Raw genomic sequence first — 15665 nt, 5'->3', positions numbered from 1 at the left:
ATGAGCAGACAAGTAGCCATTGCGCTTTACGTGGTGGCGATGGTGGTGGTTATAGTCGGTATGGATTTCCTGTTCTTCAGAGGTCAATTCTGGGGACGGCTGGTTGCAAATATTGGGATAGTTTTTATGTTCACGGCTTTCTACCTGCTATTCCTTCGGCGCGCCTGAAACGGCCGCCCGCTGACTGCGCCTAATGCCTCCGCGCCATCTTCGGCGCATGCCCGTGCTCTTCCCGAAAAGCCCGGGCAAAGCTCGACATCGAGGCAAACCCACAAGCCAGCGCCACGTCGCGCACGGCGAGCGTCGAATGCGCCAGGAGATCGGCGGCGCGCTTCAGCCGCAGCCGCCGGTAGTAGCCGTTCGGCGAGATGGCGAGTTCGGAGCGGAAGGATCGTTCGAGCTTGTCGGACGAGACGCCCAGTTTCGCGGTCAGCTCCGCCATGCCAAGCCGTTCCTCCACCGCATCCTCCATAATGGCGATGGCCGACAGCACCAGCTCGTTCTGGACGCCGGTGCGCAGGCGCAGCGGCATCAGCTTGCGGTCGATGCTCGATCGCAAGGGACTGTGCACGAACCATTCGGCGACCCCCGCGGCAAGCTCGGCGCCGTAGTCGCGGGTGATGATCTCCAGCATCATGTCGAGGCTGCCGACGCCGCCGGCCGAAGTGAAGCGCTTGCGGTCGATGACATAGAGGTCGCGCCGCAACTCGATGTTCGGGAAGGCCTCGGTGAAGGCCGCCTGGCTGGTCCAATGCAAGGTGCAGGCATGGCCGTCGAGCAGGCCCGCACGCGCCAGGAAGAACGCCGCGTCCGCCACCGCGCCGACATGGGCGCCGGCCCGCAGGCTGCGGCGGATGCAGCTCGCCGCGTCCTCGGCGACGAGGTGATCGGCGTCGCCGCCCGAGCACACCACGATGCGGTCGACCTTGGGCGCCGCCTCGGCGTAAAACCCCGGCTGGATGACCACGCCATTGGACGCCTCAACCGGACCTTGGGTCGCCCCAACGATGATCCAGCGGTAGCATTCCCGCTTCGCCAGTATGTTGGCCGCGCGCAGCGGCTCGATGACCGAGCTGAACGCCATCATCGGAAAGCCGGGGAACACGAGCACCGCGAAGGTGAGGGTTTCGGTGGGTTTCGGTGGTTCGCGCGTGGCCATGGGCGCTACATCTCGGGCGAATGGCGCCTGGGGTCAATTGCCTATCCGGAACGTTGGCGCCGCCCCTCATTGCCCTGCCGGGCATTTCTCCCCGTATAGAGACGGGGAGAAAGGGCTGACCGCGATGTCGGCTCTTGTTTTGCAACGCCACCGATTGGCGAAACCGCCGAGGACAGCGCCCCTCTCCCCGTCCCTATACGGGGAGAGGATGCCGGCAGGCAGGTGAGGGGCGGCGCTGACACCCGATAGGTATCGGCATAAGCCGCCCAGAGCGCTCGTGTCAGTCCCCCAGCGCCTGATCCAGGTCCGCGATCAGGTCATCGCCGTCCTCGATGCCCGCCGACAGCCGCACCAGCGAATCCGATATGCCGATCTCTTCCCGCTTCCCGGCGGGAATGGAGCCATGCGTCATCAGCGCCGGGTGCTCGATCAGGCTCTCCACCCCGCCGAGGCTCTCGGCCAGCGTGAACAGCCGCGTGCGTTCGAGGAAGCGTTTCGTGCCGGCAAGGTCGCGATCCAGCACGGCGGATATCATGCCGCCGAAAGCATGCATCTGCTGGACGGCTATTGCATGCTGCGGATGGCTGGCGAGGCCGGGATAGATGACGCGGCGCACGTCCCTGCGGGTTTCCAGCCACTGCGCGATTTTCAGCCCGTTGGTGGAATGGCGTTCCATCCTGAGCGCCAGGGTCTTCAAACCGCGCAGCGCCAGGAAACTGTCGAACGGACCCGATATGGCGCCGATGGCATTCTGCAGGAATTTCAGCCGGTCGGCGAGATCCTTATTGTCGCCGACCACAGCCACCCCGCCGACCATGTCGGAATGGCCGTTCAGATATTTGGTCGTCGAGTGGACGACGATGTCGATGCCGAGCTCCAGCGGCCGCTGGATATAGGGGCTGCAGAAAGTGTTGTCGGCGACAGTCAGTATGCCCTTGCGCCTGGCGAGCGCCGCGACGCCTTCGAGGTCGACGATGCGCAGCAGCGGGTTGGTCGGCGTCTCGACCCACAGCATCTTGGTCTCCGGCCGGATCGCCGCCTCGACCGCCGCAAGGTCGGTGAAATCGACGAAGCTCACCTGCAGGTTGGCCGAGCGCTTGCGCACCCGCTCCATAAGCCGGAACGAGCCGCCATAGATGTCGTCGGTGGCGACGATGTGGGCGCCGGAATCGAGCAGCTCCAGCACCGTGGCGATCGACGCCAGGCCGGAAGCAAAGGCGAAAGCCGCCGAGCCGCTTTCCAGGTCCGCCACCGCGCGCTCGAAGGCGAAGCGCGTCGGGTTCTGGCTGCGGGCATATTCGAAACCCTTGTGCACGCCAGGCGACTGCTGGCCATAGGTCGAGGTGGCATAGATCGGCACCATCACGGCACCCGTCAACGGGTCGTGGCTCTGGCCGCCATGGATGGTACGGGTGGAGAAGGCCAGGCGGTTCTTGCCGGATGTGGTCATTTTGCGCGGCGCCTCAGATGGTTGATCAGGTCGATGCGGGTAATCAGGCCGACGAACTCGTCGCCGTCGAAGACGATGGCGACCTCGTTGCGGTCGAACACCGGCAGCAGCACGTCCAGCGTCTGGCTGGCCTGCAGCGTGTGCAGGTTGGAGGTCATCGCCGTGCGCACCGGGCCGCTGAAGCGCTCCCAGCGCCCGTCATAGGGTCCGTCGACATGGGCAAGAATATCGCTTTCGTCGACGATGCCGACCAGCTTGCCATTGTCGAGCACCGGCAATTGCGAGACATCGGAGCGCCGCATGCGGCCATAAGCGTTGAGCAGGCTTTCATCCGGCCCGACATAGACCGTGTCGCCGGTGCGGTGCGTGCGCATCACGAGGTCGCGCAGATCGCCATGCTGTTCGTGCTCGGCCAGCCCCTGCTCGGCCAGCCAGAAATCGTCGAACACTTTCGACAGGTACTTGTTGCCGCTGTCGCAGACGAAGGTGACGACGCGCTTGGGCGTCGTCTGCTCGCGGCAATAGCGCAGGGCCGTCGACAGCAGCGTGCCGGAGGAAGAACCGGCCAGGATGCCTTCCCGGGACAACAGATCGCGCACGGCCAGCATGCTCTGCTTGTCCGTGATGGAATAGGCTTTCCTGACCAGCGACAGATCGGCGTTGGGCGGCACGAAATCCTCGCCGATGCCTTCGACGGTCCAGCTTCCCGCCTCTTCCATCTTGCCGGTCTTGATCAGCGGCGCCAGCACCGAGCCGACCGGATCGGCCAGCACCATCTCCGTCTTCGGCGACGCCTTGGCGAAAAAGCGGCCAAGTCCGGTCAGCGTGCCGCCCGAGCCGACGCCGACCACCACCGCGTCGACATCACCGTCAAGCTGCGAGAAAATCTCCGGGCCGGTCGTCGTCTCATGCGCCTGCGGGTTGGCCGGGTTGGCGAACTGGTTGGCATAGAAGGCGCCGGGCAGTTCGGCGGCAATCTTCTCCGCCATGTCCTGGTAATACTCGGCATGACCCTTGCCGACATCGGAGCGCGTCATGTGCACTTCGGCGCCCAGCGCGCGCAGATGCTGGATTTTTTCGCGCGACATCTTGTCTGGCACGACCAGGATGATGCGGTAACCCTTGGGGATGCCGACCTGGGCGAGGCCAAGGCCGGTATTGCCGGCGGTCGCCTCGACGATGGTGCCGCCGGGCTTGAGCCTGCCGTCCTTCTCCGCCGCCGCGATCATCGATAGCGCGATACGGTCCTTGATCGAGCCACCGGGGTTCTGGCTCTCGAGCTTGATGAACAGCCGGCATTTTCCCGTGTCGAACCTGGTCAGCTCGACGATGGGCGTCTGGCCGATCAGATCGAGCACCGAGGCATAGGGTTTACGCAGGCGGGATGTTGCGGTGTCCGATGGGGCGCCGTCGGCACCGTCGGCTATGGCTTTTCTGCGCTCGCTCATGTCGGAGCCTCCATGGATCAACCTAGCGTCTTTTCCAGCCGATCGCTGTTGGAAAGAAGATAGATCGTGCCAATCCGGCGGCCAGACGGGGAATGAAATTCCAGCGGCGGTTGCCACAGAACGGTCGACCCGGATTCGATCCCTATGCCGAGTTCCGTCACACCCTCCCGCTCTGTCCTGCCTGACATCTCCCCGCAAGGGGGAGATCGGCATCACCCTGGCCTTCGCTATTCTTCGACCGTTGAAGGGAGAGCACAGTCAGCGAAGCTGCCAATCTCCCCACCCGTGGGGGAGATGGCCGGCAGGCCAGAGGGGGGCGTCGTAAAGTGCTGACCTCACCGGCGAACCGCTATCCCCTCCGGCTGGCAGCAGGAGGGACTTCAGTCTTAGTTGAGTGATAGCTAATATACATATAGCTTGGTCATGCGGGGGACGATCCCAAATCGAAGCCTAACCCGCAATGGCCGGTGCGACCCGCTTTCAACCCAAGCATCCCCCGCACCGGCCATTCTTTTCCCGGCGGGTCCATGGCCAGCTTGAAATCGCAATCTGGTGCACGATCTGGCGCTACTTGGGGTAGAACGAGTGATCGATGCGCCGAACCAGAATGGCTCTTTGTGCCGACCGAGATGCACGTCAACACGGCCGAGGATTAGAACGCCTTTGAAATAGGTCTGCTTCAAACTGTGTATATCTCAATTGGCTAAAGTACGGAACGTCCAATGGACAAGTCCAGAACGTTTGAAGGCCCCTCGGACCAAGGCCTACCGGTGCGCAAGACTTTAGTCCCGCCGTCTTATAGTTGAGAACGGAAGTTGTTCGGCCACGCGCCGCCCCCCGATAAATACCAGACTGCACTCAGGCGAACATGGTGCGATCGCGGAAGTCGCTTTCGGGCGAACACAGGTCCGCCAAATACACGATCGCCGCCGGAAGTGCGTCGCGATAAGGGGCCAAGCGCGGCTTACGCGCGCGAACGGTTCGCCCACACCAGCCCGGCCAGGCCGACCAGCATGGCGGCGAGGCCGATATAGAGCCATTGCGACTGGCCGGTCATGAAACTGCCGCCGACCACGCCGATGCCTTGCAGCGACCACAGCGCACCGATGGCCAGTACAATCAAGGCCAGCAGATTTTTGATCAGTCTCATTGTCGAATCCCGCTTTTCAAGTCGATCGATTTCGGCGCTATCGCCGTGATGAAAGAGCCGAAGGAAGTGGCCAGATCGTGCAGACTTCTATTTGAAGATCAATGCATAATCTTGTCTTAAAAGTCCTTCGTGCCGATCAAAACATCATCAGAAACCGGTCCTGGAGCGCCAAAAAGTCCCTGACAGACTGTTACCCGCTGACTCCAAACGTGTGATCTCGCCATGGAACCGCCAGATCACTGCCGCATTTCGTGCCTTATTCTCCTCCTAACGGCTGGGGTCTGTCAAAAACGGAGCCATCCCCCAAGTATGAAGACCCCAAAACAGACCGCGCTCGTCGCGGTAACGATCGTTGCTGGCCTGATGGTCGGCGCCTCCGCAACTTCGGCAACCGCCGCCGCCGGCCAGTGTGGCCGCGCTTCCTGGTACGCGCTGCACTCGAGGACCGCATCGGGCGAGCGTATGAACCCCTCGGCGCTGACCGCCGCCCACCGCACGCTGCCGTTCGGCACCAAATTGCGGGTCACCAACAAGAACAACGGCCGCAGCGTCGTCGTGCGCATCAACGATCGTGGTCCCTTCATCAAGGGCCGCGTGCTCGACCTGTCGAAAGGCGCCGCAGGCCAGCTCGGCTTCATCGGCTCCGGTCAGACGTCCGTCTGCATGACGCGCGTTTGACCTGACCGTCTCTTGTGATCTCTCCCGGACCGCGGATCAGCGGAGCAAAGCGGGAAGCTTCCGGGATCATGGCCAGGTGTCCGGCGCCGAGACCTGACACATATCCTACACATTTCGGCACCGCACATTGAGCCGGCTGTGCCGTCCGGGGCCGATTTTCAAGGCTTTGGGCGAAAAGAAGCATTCGTCACGCCACGTGACGTATTGCATCGCAGCAATTAGTTGTTAACCTCCCCGCGAGACATCTAGGGCTCGGCGCTGCTCGTCGTCCCTTCGGGCGCGGGGTAACGTATGTTCTACCAGCTCTACGAAATGAACCATGCTGCCTTGCAGCCGGCGCGGCTCTATGCCGACGCGGTCCGATTTCTCTACTCCAATCCGCTCAACCCGGTTTCGCATACGCACTGGGGCCGATCGATCGCGGCGGGCGCCGAACTGTTCGAGCGCACCACGCGCCGCTACGGCAAGCCGCAATTCGGCCTGGCCAAGACGGTGGTCGACTGGAACAGCGTCGCGGTCACCGAAAAGACCGTCTGGTCGAAGCCGTTCTGCAATCTCGTCCGGTTCGAGCGCGCCGTTCCAGCCGGGCGCAAGGCCGACCCGAAGCTTTTGATCGTGGCGCCGATGTCGGGCCATTACGCCACGCTGCTGCGCGGCACGGTCGAGGCGATGCTGCCCCATGCCGATGTCCACATCACCGACTGGGTCGACGCCCGCATGGTGCCGCTGGCCGACGGCAGCTTCGATCTCGACGATTATATCGACTACATCATCGACATGCTGCACACGCTGGGTCCGGACACGCATGTGATGGCCGTGTGCCAGCCTTCCGTGCCGGTGCTTGCGGCCGTGGCGCTGATGGAAGCGAAGGGCGACCCCTTCGTCCCTTCGACGATGACCCTGATGGGCGGGCCGATCGACACCCGCCGCAACCCTACCGCCGTCAATCTGCTCGCCGAGGAAAAGGGCATCGACTGGTTCCGCGACAATGTCGTGATGCGCGCGCCCTGGCCGGTGCCGGGCTTCGGCCGCGAGGTCTATCCCGGCTTCCTGCAGCTGTCGGGCTTCATGAGCATGAACCTCGATCGCCACATCATCGCCCACAAGGAATTCTTCATGCACCTTGTGAAGGACGATGGCGACAATGCCGAAAAGCACCGCGACTTCTATGACGAGTATCTGGCGGTGATGGACCTGACGGCGGAATTCTACCTGCAGACCGTCGACACGGTCTTCGTGCGCCATGCCCTGCCCAAGGGCGAGATGACGCATCGTGGCGCCAGGATCGATCCGTCCGCCATCCGCAACGTCGCCCTGTTCACGGTCGAGGGCGAGAACGACGACATTTCGGGTCTTGGCCAGACCAGGGCGGCGCAGGACCTGTGCGTCAACATCCCCGCCGACAGGAAGGCGCATTACGTGCAGCCGGCGGTCGGCCATTACGGCGTCTTCAACGGTTCGCGCTTCCGCTCCGAGATCGTGCCGCGCATCGTCGACTTCATCGCCAGCTATGGCCGCCAGAACCGGGTGGCGGTGAAGCCGAAGCTGGTCCGCACCGCCAAGCGGTAGGGAGTTTGGAAACGGAACCGGCCGCGGGTCCGATTCCGTTGCACGAGCGCCGCTTTCCCTCCCGGCGGGTAACCATGCCGCCAATCAACTCGATGTCTTTAATTGACACGGAGTGTAAATCGCCCTTAACGTTTCGTTAACAACAGGGTGAGCGGGGACAATGAATTCCTCAACCGTGCGAAGGCTGCGCGTATGCGTGGCAGCCGGGCTGGCGTTAACGGGAGGCTGGATGGCACCGGCCTGGGCGTCGGGCGCCATGGCGACCGGGGGCCTCACCTCGCAGCCGATCGGCCATTACGATTTCTGCAAGCAGCATCCGGGCGAATGCTCGATCCGCCCGGCCAACCTCGCGCCGGCCACCCTGACCGACGGCTTGATGCGCAAGCTGGTCGACGTCACCGCCAGGGTCAATGCCGCCGTCAAGCCGATGAGCGACATGGACATATACGGCAAGGACGAGGTCTGGGCCTATCCCGACAACGGCGTCGGCGACTGCGAGGACTACGTGCTGGAGAAGCGGCGCCAGCTGTCCCGCATGGGCATCTCGCTCGCCGATCTCTTGATAACCGTCGTGCGCAAGCCCGACGGTGAGGGCCACGCCGTACTGACGGTGCGCACCGACGGCGGCGACTTTGTGCTCGACAATTTGACCGACAAGGTCAAACCCTGGGACGAGACCGGTTACCGCTTCCTCAAGCGCCAGGCGATCGACAACACCGGCCGCTGGGTCTCGATCCGCGGCGGCCAGCAGGTCCTGGTCGGCTCGGTGCAGTAGCAAAGAGCGCCGCGGTTCGAACCGCGGCAGCTCTCGTGCCCATGAAAGTGTCCGTTTATCTTTAGCAAAGGGCAGCGCTGCCCCTCATTGTCCTGCCGGACATTTCTCCCCGTATAGTGACGGGGAGAAAGACGCCGTTGTCGTTGCTTTCGCCAATCGTCAACGTTGCAGGACAAGCGGCGACGGCGCGGGAAATTCCCTTCTCCCCGTTCACGGGGAGAAGGTGCCGGCAGGCGGATGAGGGGCGGCGCCGACGTTGCTATTTCCCTGCGCTACGCAACCCAAAAAACTTTCCGCGCCCCTCCGTGAACCATTTCCGTTCGCCCGGCGACACACAGCCGTGGACGATAGAAACCCAAATCATGGAGACTTCAAATGACTGCTTTTCTGCGAAATACCCTTCTCGCCGCCGCCGCCGCTTCGGCCCTGACCGGATCTGCTCTGGCCGGCCAGACCATCCCAAGCTGCGCCAACACCAATCTCAACGACCTGTGGAGCGGCCGTTGTTGCAGCGCTGGCGCGTCGGACTGCCTGGGCGGCGGCAACGGTGGCCGCGACCATCAGGGCAATGGCGGCCGGGGAAACAATGGCGGCAGCACGGCCGGCAAGCAATGATCTCACCACGGCTGCCCGCTGGCTGCTCGCCGGCGGGCACTGTCTTCTACAGCATGTCGCGGCGAATGGTATTCGCCCGACCTGCTGTGAGCTTCTGATTTATGCATGTCGCGGTCCCGGAACCGAGGACACTTCCGGGCGACATGCATTAGGATCGCCGGCCCAATGCCGCGCGGATCGAGGCGGTGATGCGCACAAGCGCGGCCTCATCCAGCTTCTCGATGTTTTCGGCGAGAAGATTGGCGAGTTCGGTGGCGGCGGGGGAAAGACCCGACGTGTCGAGCTTGACGCGCGGGTGCGAGGCCTCGGCCAGCCGCGCCAGCTCCTCGGCATCGTCCCAGATGATGTTGAAATAGCCGATGATCTTCTGGATCAGCGTCCAGGTCGGTGCGCCGCGCCTGCCATGCTCGAGCGCCGACAGATAAGCGGCGCTGACACCGATCGCCGCCGCCATATCCTTCTGGCTGACGCCGCGCTCGGCCCTCAGCGCGCGCAGCTTCTCGCCGAACGGGGTCATGCGCCCGGTCTCCCGGCTCTACGCCTCACGAGCGCACCCGCCGCAGCCTGATGTAGAGCGCGCCCGAGCCGCCATGGTTGCGGGCGGCATGGTCGTGACTGGAGACCAGCGGCCGGAACGCCGGCGTCGACAGCCAGGCGGGCACGGCACGCCGCAAGACGCCGTCGCCGCCCGAGGACGACCCCTTGCCGGTGATGACCAGTACATAGCGGACGCCGCCGGCACGCGCCCGGTGCAGGAACGAGAACAGCAGCGAATAGGCCTCGTCCTGCGTCATGCCGTGCAGGTCGACGCGGCCCTCGATCGGCAGCCGGCCTTTTTGCAACTTGTCCAGCGTCGGCTCGTCGAGCCGGTGCGTGACATGCTGGACCTTCGGCTTTGCCGCGCCAGCCAGGCCGGCGGCGGGCTGAGCCGGTTGGGCCGGCGTCGGCCTGGCATCGACGGCCAGGTCTGGAATGTCGACGGCGGCGCGGCCCTTGAGCGGCTTGGCGGTGCGCGCCACCAGGTTCCACAGCACCCGGTCATCCTCGCTGAGCTTGTCCGGGCGCTTGCTCATCATGCGCCCCCGGCCAGCACGCGGGGCACCAACGCGTAGAAATCGGCGGCGTTGCGCACCACGCCGGCGATCTCGCCGGCGGCGTCGCCCGAGCCGGCGAACAGGTCGCCGCGCGCCGGTCCGGTGATGGCCGAGCCGGTGTCCTGCGCGATCATCAGCCGCCGGAACGGTCTTTTGTCGAAGGCGGTGAGCGTCGGCGCGTCGATGTAGAAAGGCGTGCCGAATGTGTGGAGCAGCCGATCGACGGCCATCGAGCGGCCCGGCGTCAGCGGCACCTTGGCGGCCGCGATCGGCCCCAGCGCCGTGTCATCCACTGCGGCCTCGCGAAAGAAGATATAGGAGCGGTTCCGCCACAGGATCTCGTCGATGCGCTCCGGATGCGCCTTGAACCAGGCGCGGATCGACTGCATCGTCACTTCCGCCAGCGGGATTTCGCCGAGCTCGCTCAAGGTTTTGCCCGGCCCGGTGAAGCGCTGGCCGGATTTGGCTGCGTAGGTGACGCGGCAAAGCCGGCCGTCGGTCATGGCGAGCCGAGCCGCGCCTTGCACATGGATGAAGAAGGCATCGACCTTGTCGGCCAGCCAGGCAATCTCCAGCCCCTGGCCGGCGAGCGCGCCGCGCTCGATCGCGCCACGGTCAGGATATTCGGCCAGCCAGTCGGCCGTCCGGCGGGCGAAGGCGAGATAAGGATCCATTCCGGCGGGCCGGTTGGCATCGTCGACATCGACGAGGTCGGCCGGACGCGACAGCAGCGGCACGGCAAAATGCGCGGTCCGCACCGGTGAAGCCTCGACCTGAGGCTCGTAGAAGCCGGTGACGAGCCCGGCGCCGGTCTCCGGCTGGACCAGCATGGGGACGAAATGGCGCTCGAAGAAGGCACGGGCCTGCGGCCGGCTGGCGGCAGGGGCTGCTCGCGCGTGCGCATAGGCCTCGGCGAAGGCGCCGAAATCGACGCCCAGCGCACCGCTGCGATAGGGTTTGACCGGCGCATGGAAAGCGGAGCGGCCAAATGCCTCGAAGGCCGGCAGATGGTCGTCGTCACCCCAACCGGGCAGGTCGCCGAAGGATCTTTCAACAAGGAGAGGCGACAGCGACACCGGAGCCCGCCTGTTCCGGGCTCAGTCTTCTTCTTCGGTGGCGACGAGCTTCCAGTTCGGATCGCGCGAGCGCGTGTCGCGGGCGAAGGTCCAGACATCCTTGACCTCGGCCACGGTTTCGGGATCGCCGTCGATGACCGCGCCCGCCTTGTCGCGCGTCGCCGAGATCAGCTCGCTGATGATGCGCAGCGTGACATGCGCCTCGCCGCCCTTCATCTCGGCCGAGACGATGTCGGCCTTGTCGATGCCGACGAAGGAGGACTGGATCTTTTCCGACTTGGCCTCGCGTTCGCCGATCGCGGCGACGAAGCCGTCAAAAACTTCACGTGACAAAAGGTTCTTCAGCGTTTTGCGGTCGCCGTCGGCATAGGCCATGACGATCATCTCATACGCCATCTTGGCGCCGTCGATGAACCCCTTGGGATCGAAGGACGGGTCGTTGTCCTTGATCGCGCGCAGGCCCTTGTTGAGATCGGTGTCGGGCTTGGCGAAGGCGTCGATCGCCGTATAGGCGTCGGCCGGCGCCGGCTCGCCGGGCGCCCGCTTGCGCGGCAGCGAAACCACGTTCTCGGGCTTCTGCGTGGCGTCCTTGTCGGTGCGCGCCGCCGTGTAGGGATCGAAGGGCGGCCGTTCGCTACCGGTCCGACGGCCCAGCACGTTGCGCAGCTGGAAGAAGATCACCACCGCCGCGATCAGGAAGAAAATCGTGCCGAAGTCGAAGAAGCCCATATCTTCCGCCAATCAATCCCTGCCTCTAGGCCGGACCGTCCAGCCAACAGGCCGCGGTCGCATAGCGTTCAACATTCAAAGCATATAGAACGCAAGGCGCAATCATTCAAATCAAAGGCAGGCATACCTATCTAACAGCCTCCATGCCAGCGGCGATTGGCCGCCGGCGGGACAAAACAATCGAATGGTCGGTAAAGACTTGCGCATTTCGCTGCTTCCCTTCTTTCTCCTGGCGCTGCCGCTGCTGGAAATCGCCGGTTTCGTCGTCGTCGGCCGCGAGGTCGGCGCGCTGGCGACGGTCGGCCTAGTGCTGGCCTCGAGCTTCGCCGGCGTGCTTTTGCTGCGCCACCAGGGTTTCGGCGTCATGACCCGTATCCGCACCGAGATGGCAGCCGGCCGCGACCCCAGCCGCCAGCTCGCCCATGGCGCCATGATCGTGGTCGCGGCGATCCTGCTGATCATCCCCGGTTTCATCACCGACATCATCGGGCTGCTGCTGTTCCTGCCGCCGCTGCGCGACCTTGCCTGGAACAGGCTGAAGGGCCGCATCGTCGTCGCCACCGATTTCTCCACCGGCGGCTTCCGCCGCCAGCGAGACAAGGTCATCGACCTCGAAGACGGCGACTATTCGCGCGAGGACGACCTGAAGCGCGGCCCGGACCATAATTCGCCGTGGCGGCGGCTGAAGGACGACTAGGTCGAGGTTGCAGCGTTCTGATTTGTTCTGAAAGGCTAGCGCCCGCCCCGGCCAGACTTTCCTCTCCCTCCGGAGGGGGGAGAGGTGGCTCGGCGAAGCCGAGACGGAGTGGGGGAACCACCTGGCAACCGCCGCAAACGGATATTGAAAAGGGACCAAGGCGCAGGCATTGCCTCGCCTTGCGCCCAAGGGTCGACCCCCACTCCGTCGAGCTTCGCTCGACACCTCTCCCCCGATCGACGGGGGAGAGGAAGGGCACCCTTCGGCAACGGCTGCGGAGGACGGGCAGCCAGATGAGGGCGGTGCCGGCCCCGACAGTGATCTCTCCACATCCAACCGTGGCCAATACAGCCCAAGGCAATTGCCCCCGAGCCCGAAGGCGGCAAACCTTGTCTTGTCATGCCGGCCATGGTAGCGAACGCCCGATTTCAATTCGGTCAGCAACGCTGCCCAGGCAAAAGGATATAGGCTCATGGCCAGCAATGATGACGCGCCGGTCGGCGCCAACGGAAACGGCAACGGCAGCGCGACGCAGCCCTCGCTCAACGTCCTGGCCCAGTATGTCAAGGACCTGTCCTTCGAAAGCCCCGGCGCGCCGAACTCGCTGCGCGGCCGCGACAAGGCGCCCGGCATCGCCATCAACGTCAACGTCAACGCCAACCCGCTTTCCGACAAGCAGTTCGACGTCAACCTGACGCTGAACGCCAAGGCCTCCTTCGACCAGGAAGTGCTGTTCAATGTCGAGCTGGTCTATGGCGGCGTCTTCGCCATTTCGGGCTTCCCGCAGGAGCACATGCTGCCGATCCTGTTCATCGAATGCCCGCGCCTTTTGTTCCCCTTCGCCCGCCAGATCATCGCCGAGGCGACCCGCAATGGCGGCTTCCCGCCGCTGATGCTTGACCCGATCGATTTCGCGCAGATGTTCCAGCAGAAGATCGCCGAGGACCAGGCCGCCTCGCAGACCAAGGTGAGCTGATCTCGGCTGACAGGGATCGCTTGAAGAACCCGGCCTCGTGCCGGGTTTTTTGTTGGCGCCATCCCTTTGTCATCTCGGCAACGCTGGCGGGACAGCACCCCCCTCTGGCCTGCCGGCCATCTCCCCCGCAAGGGGGGAGATCGGATGTCGTGTTTTGCCTTCGCCAATCTCCAACGTCTCAAAGTCGGCGGAGCGCCGAAGCTGCCAATCTCCCCCCTTGCGGGGGAGATGTCCGGCAGGACAGAGGGGGGTGTGAAGGAACTCGGCGGTCGGCCAGTTCTGAACCGCCACGCTCATCCCCTGCGGAGCACCGCACAAGTCCTGCGGATTCCAGAACACTTCCCCGCCTCCCCCCGCTTTATCATTCTGGCAATGGCGTCCCGGCTGATGCAGCCGCCCCGCCTTGGCGCGCCTGTTTTCGTGCATGCCGTCCCGAAACCGCCGGGCAGTTTTGGGCGGCATCTACCAACAAAAGAGGGAACGACGATGAAATTCATGCTGACCGACCGCAAGCTCCACCCGTGCGCCAAACCCGTCGCCGACGATTTCAGGACGGGCGGCATCAGCCGCCGCGAATATCTGGCGCTGATGGCCGGGCTCGGCGTCAGCGCCGCCGGCGCCTTTGCCCTGGGCGGCCTGACGGCGACGCCTGCCCGCGCCGCCGAGCCGAAGAAGGGCGGGACCTTGCGCGTCGCCATGAACGTCAAGGGTTTCAAGGACCCGCGCACCTTCGACGGCGTCGAAATGTCCAATGTCGCGCGCCAGTGCAACGAATATCTGGTGCGCTGGAACACCGATTTTACGTTCGAGCCCTGGCTGCTGGAAAAGTGGGAGATGAGCGACGACGCCCGGACGCTGACGCTGCATGTGCGCAAGGGCATTTCGTGGTCGAACGGCGACGCGTTCAACGCCGACGATGTCGTCCACAACCTCACCCGCTGGTGCGAGGCCGGCGTTGCCGGCAATTCGGTCGCCGCGCGCATGGGGGCGCTGGTCGACGCCGACACCAAGAAGCTGGTCGATGGCGGCATCGAGAAGGTCGACGACTTCACGATAAAACTCAATTTGCCGAAACCCGACATTTCGCTGATCGCCGGCATGGCCGACTATCCCGCGCTGATCATGCACCGCTCCTATGACGGCGACGGCGACCCCATGAAGGCGCTGGCCATCACCACCGGCCCCTGCGAGCTGGTCAAATGGGACGCCGAGACCGGCGCCGAGGTCAAGCGCAAGGACAAGCCGTGGTGGAAGGGCGAGTTCTACCTCGATGGCATCCAATGGATCGACTACGGCTCCGACCCCAACGCCACGCTGTCGGCCTTCGAATCCGGCGAGATCGACACCGACCACGAAACCGCTTCCGACGCCGTCTCGCAGACCGACAAGATGGGGCTGAAGAATTCCGAGATCGCCACCGGCTCGACCATCGTCGCCCGCTTCAATGTCGGCAATGCGCCCTATGACGACGTCAAGGTGCGCCGCGCCGCCCAGCTCGCCGTGGACAATTCGGCCGTGCTGAAACTCGGCCTCGACGGCCACGGCAAACCCGCCGACAACCACCATGTCGGCCCCATGCACCCCGAATACGCCGATATCGGCCCGGCCAAGCGCGACGTGGATCAGGCCAAGAAACTGCTCGCCGAATCCGGCAAGGCCGACCACGAATACGAGCTGATCTCGGTCGACGTCGAATGGCAGAAGAACACGGCGGACGCCATCGCGGCGCAGATCCGCGAGGCCGGCCTCAAGATCAAGCGCACCGTGCTGCCCGCCGCCACCTTCTGGAACGACTGGAGCAAGTTCCCCTATTCCTGCACCGAATGGCTCGGCCGCCCACTCGGCGTCCAGGTGCTGGCGCTGGCGTACAAGTCCGGCGCTGCCTGGAACGAAAGCGCCTACGCCAATAAGGAGTTCGACGAGCTGCTCGACAAGGCGCTGGCCATGCCCGACCCCAAGGCCCGCAAGGAGATCATGGCCAAGATCGAGCAGAATTTGCGCGACTCCGGCATCATCATCCAACCCTACTGGCGCTCGGTCTACCGCACCTACCGCAAAGGCATCGAAGGCTGCGAACAGCACCAGGCGCTGGAGCAGCACTTCGAGAAGGTCTGGATCGAAAGCTGAGGCGGACGCGGCGCCAACCGTAGACGTCGCGCCGCTCCTCACTGTCCTGCCGGCGTTCGTCGCTCGAAAAGCCAAGCAGTTGGCTTTTCGTCCGCTATGCGGACCGCTCCTCAACTCCCCGT

Annotated in this window: 16 protein-coding genes; 8 read left to right on the top strand and 8 right to left on the bottom strand. The window is 64.2% G+C overall.

Annotation, left to right across the window (positions count from 1 at the left end):
* Positions 1 to 168 (top strand): hypothetical protein, encoded by a 168-nt coding sequence (locus tag LB543_RS30425; protein ID WP_224616803.1) that lies wholly within the window; start codon positions 1 to 3, stop codon positions 166 to 168.
* A gap of 22 nt (positions 169 to 190) precedes the next feature.
* Here the strand turns inward: LB543_RS30425 and LB543_RS30420 are convergent, their stop codons facing one another.
* From LB543_RS30420 to LB543_RS30405, 4 genes are all read right to left on the bottom strand, one after another.
* Complete coding sequence (locus LB543_RS30420; protein ID WP_224616801.1) at positions 191 to 1159, bottom strand: GlxA family transcriptional regulator; 969 nt, start codon at positions 1157 to 1159, stop codon at positions 191 to 193.
* A gap of 280 nt (positions 1160 to 1439) precedes the next feature.
* Positions 1440 to 2609, bottom strand: coding sequence for a trans-sulfuration enzyme family protein (locus LB543_RS30415; protein WP_224596000.1), 1170 nt, complete (start codon positions 2607 to 2609; stop codon positions 1440 to 1442).
* Positions 2606 to 4057 carry a pyridoxal-phosphate dependent enzyme gene (locus tag LB543_RS30410; protein WP_224616799.1) on the bottom strand — a complete coding sequence of 484 codons (1452 nt, stop codon included), beginning with the start codon at positions 4055 to 4057 and terminating at the stop codon, positions 2606 to 2608. Before LB543_RS30410 ends, LB543_RS30415 begins: the two co-directional genes overlap by 4 nt.
* 964 nt (positions 4058 to 5021) lie before the next feature.
* Positions 5022 to 5207, bottom strand: coding sequence for a hypothetical protein (locus LB543_RS30405; RefSeq protein WP_224616797.1), 186 nt, complete (start codon positions 5205 to 5207; stop codon positions 5022 to 5024).
* Positions 5208 to 5516: 309 nt separating this feature from the next.
* On the opposite strand from LB543_RS30405, the gene LB543_RS30400 reads away from it, so the two are divergent.
* The 4 genes from LB543_RS30400 (at position 5517) to LB543_RS30385 (ending at position 8844) form a co-directional block, all read left to right on the top strand.
* On the top strand, positions 5517 to 5885 hold the full coding sequence (locus tag LB543_RS30400) for a septal ring lytic transglycosylase RlpA family protein (RefSeq protein WP_140762270.1): 369 nt from the start codon (positions 5517 to 5519) through the stop codon (positions 5883 to 5885).
* Positions 5886 to 6176: 291 nt separating this feature from the next.
* On the top strand, positions 6177 to 7454 hold the full coding sequence (locus tag LB543_RS30395; protein ID WP_224616795.1) for a polyhydroxyalkanoate depolymerase: 1278 nt from the start codon (positions 6177 to 6179) through the stop codon (positions 7452 to 7454).
* Between the two features lie 160 nt (positions 7455 to 7614).
* Positions 7615 to 8229, top strand: coding sequence for a transglutaminase-like cysteine peptidase (locus tag LB543_RS30390; protein ID WP_224616793.1), 615 nt, complete (start codon positions 7615 to 7617; stop codon positions 8227 to 8229).
* A gap of 375 nt (positions 8230 to 8604) precedes the next feature.
* Positions 8605 to 8844, top strand: a complete 240-nt coding sequence (locus LB543_RS30385) for a hypothetical protein (protein ID WP_140813225.1) — start codon at positions 8605 to 8607, stop codon at positions 8842 to 8844.
* A gap of 148 nt (positions 8845 to 8992) precedes the next feature.
* Here LB543_RS30385 and LB543_RS30380 read toward each other — a convergent pair whose 3' ends face one another.
* From LB543_RS30380 to LB543_RS30365, 4 genes are read right to left on the bottom strand one after another with little or no spacing between them, the layout of a single operon-like run.
* Positions 8993 to 9361: a helix-turn-helix domain-containing protein gene (locus LB543_RS30380; protein WP_140813224.1), complete on the bottom strand. Its 369-nt coding sequence runs from the start codon at positions 9359 to 9361 to the stop codon at positions 8993 to 8995.
* Between the two features lie 25 nt (positions 9362 to 9386).
* Entirely contained in the window at positions 9387 to 9917 is a 531-nt protein-coding gene (locus LB543_RS30375) for a Smr/MutS family protein (RefSeq protein ID WP_224616791.1), read from the bottom strand.
* Positions 9917 to 11014, bottom strand: coding sequence for a murein transglycosylase A (locus tag LB543_RS30370; protein WP_224616788.1), 1098 nt, complete (start codon positions 11012 to 11014; stop codon positions 9917 to 9919). Before LB543_RS30370 ends, LB543_RS30375 begins: the two co-directional genes overlap by 1 nt.
* Before the next feature lie 21 nt (positions 11015 to 11035).
* Positions 11036 to 11743, bottom strand: a complete 708-nt coding sequence (locus LB543_RS30365) for a Tim44/TimA family putative adaptor protein (RefSeq protein ID WP_224616786.1) — start codon at positions 11741 to 11743, stop codon at positions 11036 to 11038.
* A 199-nt stretch (positions 11744 to 11942) separates the two neighbouring features.
* Between LB543_RS30365 and LB543_RS30360 the strand changes: the two genes are divergently transcribed.
* The 3 genes from LB543_RS30360 to LB543_RS30350 all read left to right on the top strand — a co-directional run bounded on the left by LB543_RS30360 (position 11943) and on the right by LB543_RS30350 (position 15543).
* The gene (locus tag LB543_RS30360; protein ID WP_140765607.1) at positions 11943 to 12440 is read left to right on the top strand and encodes an FxsA family protein; all 498 of its coding nucleotides are present in this window, start codon (positions 11943 to 11945) and stop codon (positions 12438 to 12440) included.
* A gap of 472 nt (positions 12441 to 12912) precedes the next feature.
* A complete protein-coding gene (gene secB, locus LB543_RS30355) occupies positions 12913 to 13416 on the top strand; it encodes a protein-export chaperone SecB (RefSeq protein ID WP_224595977.1) in 504 nt (167 codons plus the stop codon).
* Positions 13417 to 13902: 486 nt separating this feature from the next.
* Complete coding sequence (locus tag LB543_RS30350) at positions 13903 to 15543, top strand: ABC transporter substrate-binding protein (protein ID WP_224616784.1); 1641 nt, start codon at positions 13903 to 13905, stop codon at positions 15541 to 15543.
* The last annotated feature ends 122 nt before the right edge of the window (positions 15544 to 15665 follow it).

Source organism: Mesorhizobium sp. ESP7-2 (assembly GCF_020164715.1).
Taxonomy (GTDB): Bacteria; Pseudomonadota; Alphaproteobacteria; order Rhizobiales; family Rhizobiaceae; genus Mesorhizobium.
The sequence above is the reverse complement of the archived record's forward strand: the minus strand, read 5'-3'. Positions and strand labels throughout refer to the sequence as shown.

Excerpts from the sequence above, each read along its gene's own strand:
- LB543_RS30365 (WP_224616786.1), bottom strand. The coding sequence starts at position 11,743 with ATGGGCTTCTTCGACTTCGGCACGATTTTCTTCCTGATCGCGGCGGTG.
- LB543_RS30385 (WP_140813225.1), top strand. The coding sequence starts at position 8,605 with ATGACTGCTTTTCTGCGAAATACCCTTCTCGCCGCCGCCGCCGCTTCG.
- LB543_RS30425 (WP_224616803.1), top strand. The coding sequence starts at position 1 with ATGAGCAGACAAGTAGCCATTGCGCTTTACGTGGTGGCGATGGTGGTG.
- LB543_RS30380 (WP_140813224.1), bottom strand. The coding sequence starts at position 9,361 with ATGACCCCGTTCGGCGAGAAGCTGCGCGCGCTGAGGGCCGAGCGCGGC.
- LB543_RS30390 (WP_224616793.1), top strand. The coding sequence starts at position 7,615 with ATGAATTCCTCAACCGTGCGAAGGCTGCGCGTATGCGTGGCAGCCGGG.
- secB (WP_224595977.1), top strand. The coding sequence starts at position 12,913 with ATGGCCAGCAATGATGACGCGCCGGTCGGCGCCAACGGAAACGGCAAC.
- LB543_RS30400 (WP_140762270.1), top strand. The coding sequence starts at position 5,517 with ATGAAGACCCCAAAACAGACCGCGCTCGTCGCGGTAACGATCGTTGCT.
- LB543_RS30375 (WP_224616791.1), bottom strand. The coding sequence starts at position 9,917 with ATGAGCAAGCGCCCGGACAAGCTCAGCGAGGATGACCGGGTGCTGTGG.
- LB543_RS30410 (WP_224616799.1), bottom strand. The coding sequence starts at position 4,057 with ATGAGCGAGCGCAGAAAAGCCATAGCCGACGGTGCCGACGGCGCCCCA.
- LB543_RS30415 (WP_224596000.1), bottom strand. The coding sequence starts at position 2,609 with ATGACCACATCCGGCAAGAACCGCCTGGCCTTCTCCACCCGTACCATC.
- LB543_RS30420 (WP_224616801.1), bottom strand. The coding sequence starts at position 1,159 with ATGGCCACGCGCGAACCACCGAAACCCACCGAAACCCTCACCTTCGCG.
- LB543_RS30350 (WP_224616784.1), top strand. The coding sequence starts at position 13,903 with ATGAAATTCATGCTGACCGACCGCAAGCTCCACCCGTGCGCCAAACCC.
- LB543_RS30395 (WP_224616795.1), top strand. The coding sequence starts at position 6,177 with ATGTTCTACCAGCTCTACGAAATGAACCATGCTGCCTTGCAGCCGGCG.
- LB543_RS30405 (WP_224616797.1), bottom strand. The coding sequence starts at position 5,207 with ATGAGACTGATCAAAAATCTGCTGGCCTTGATTGTACTGGCCATCGGT.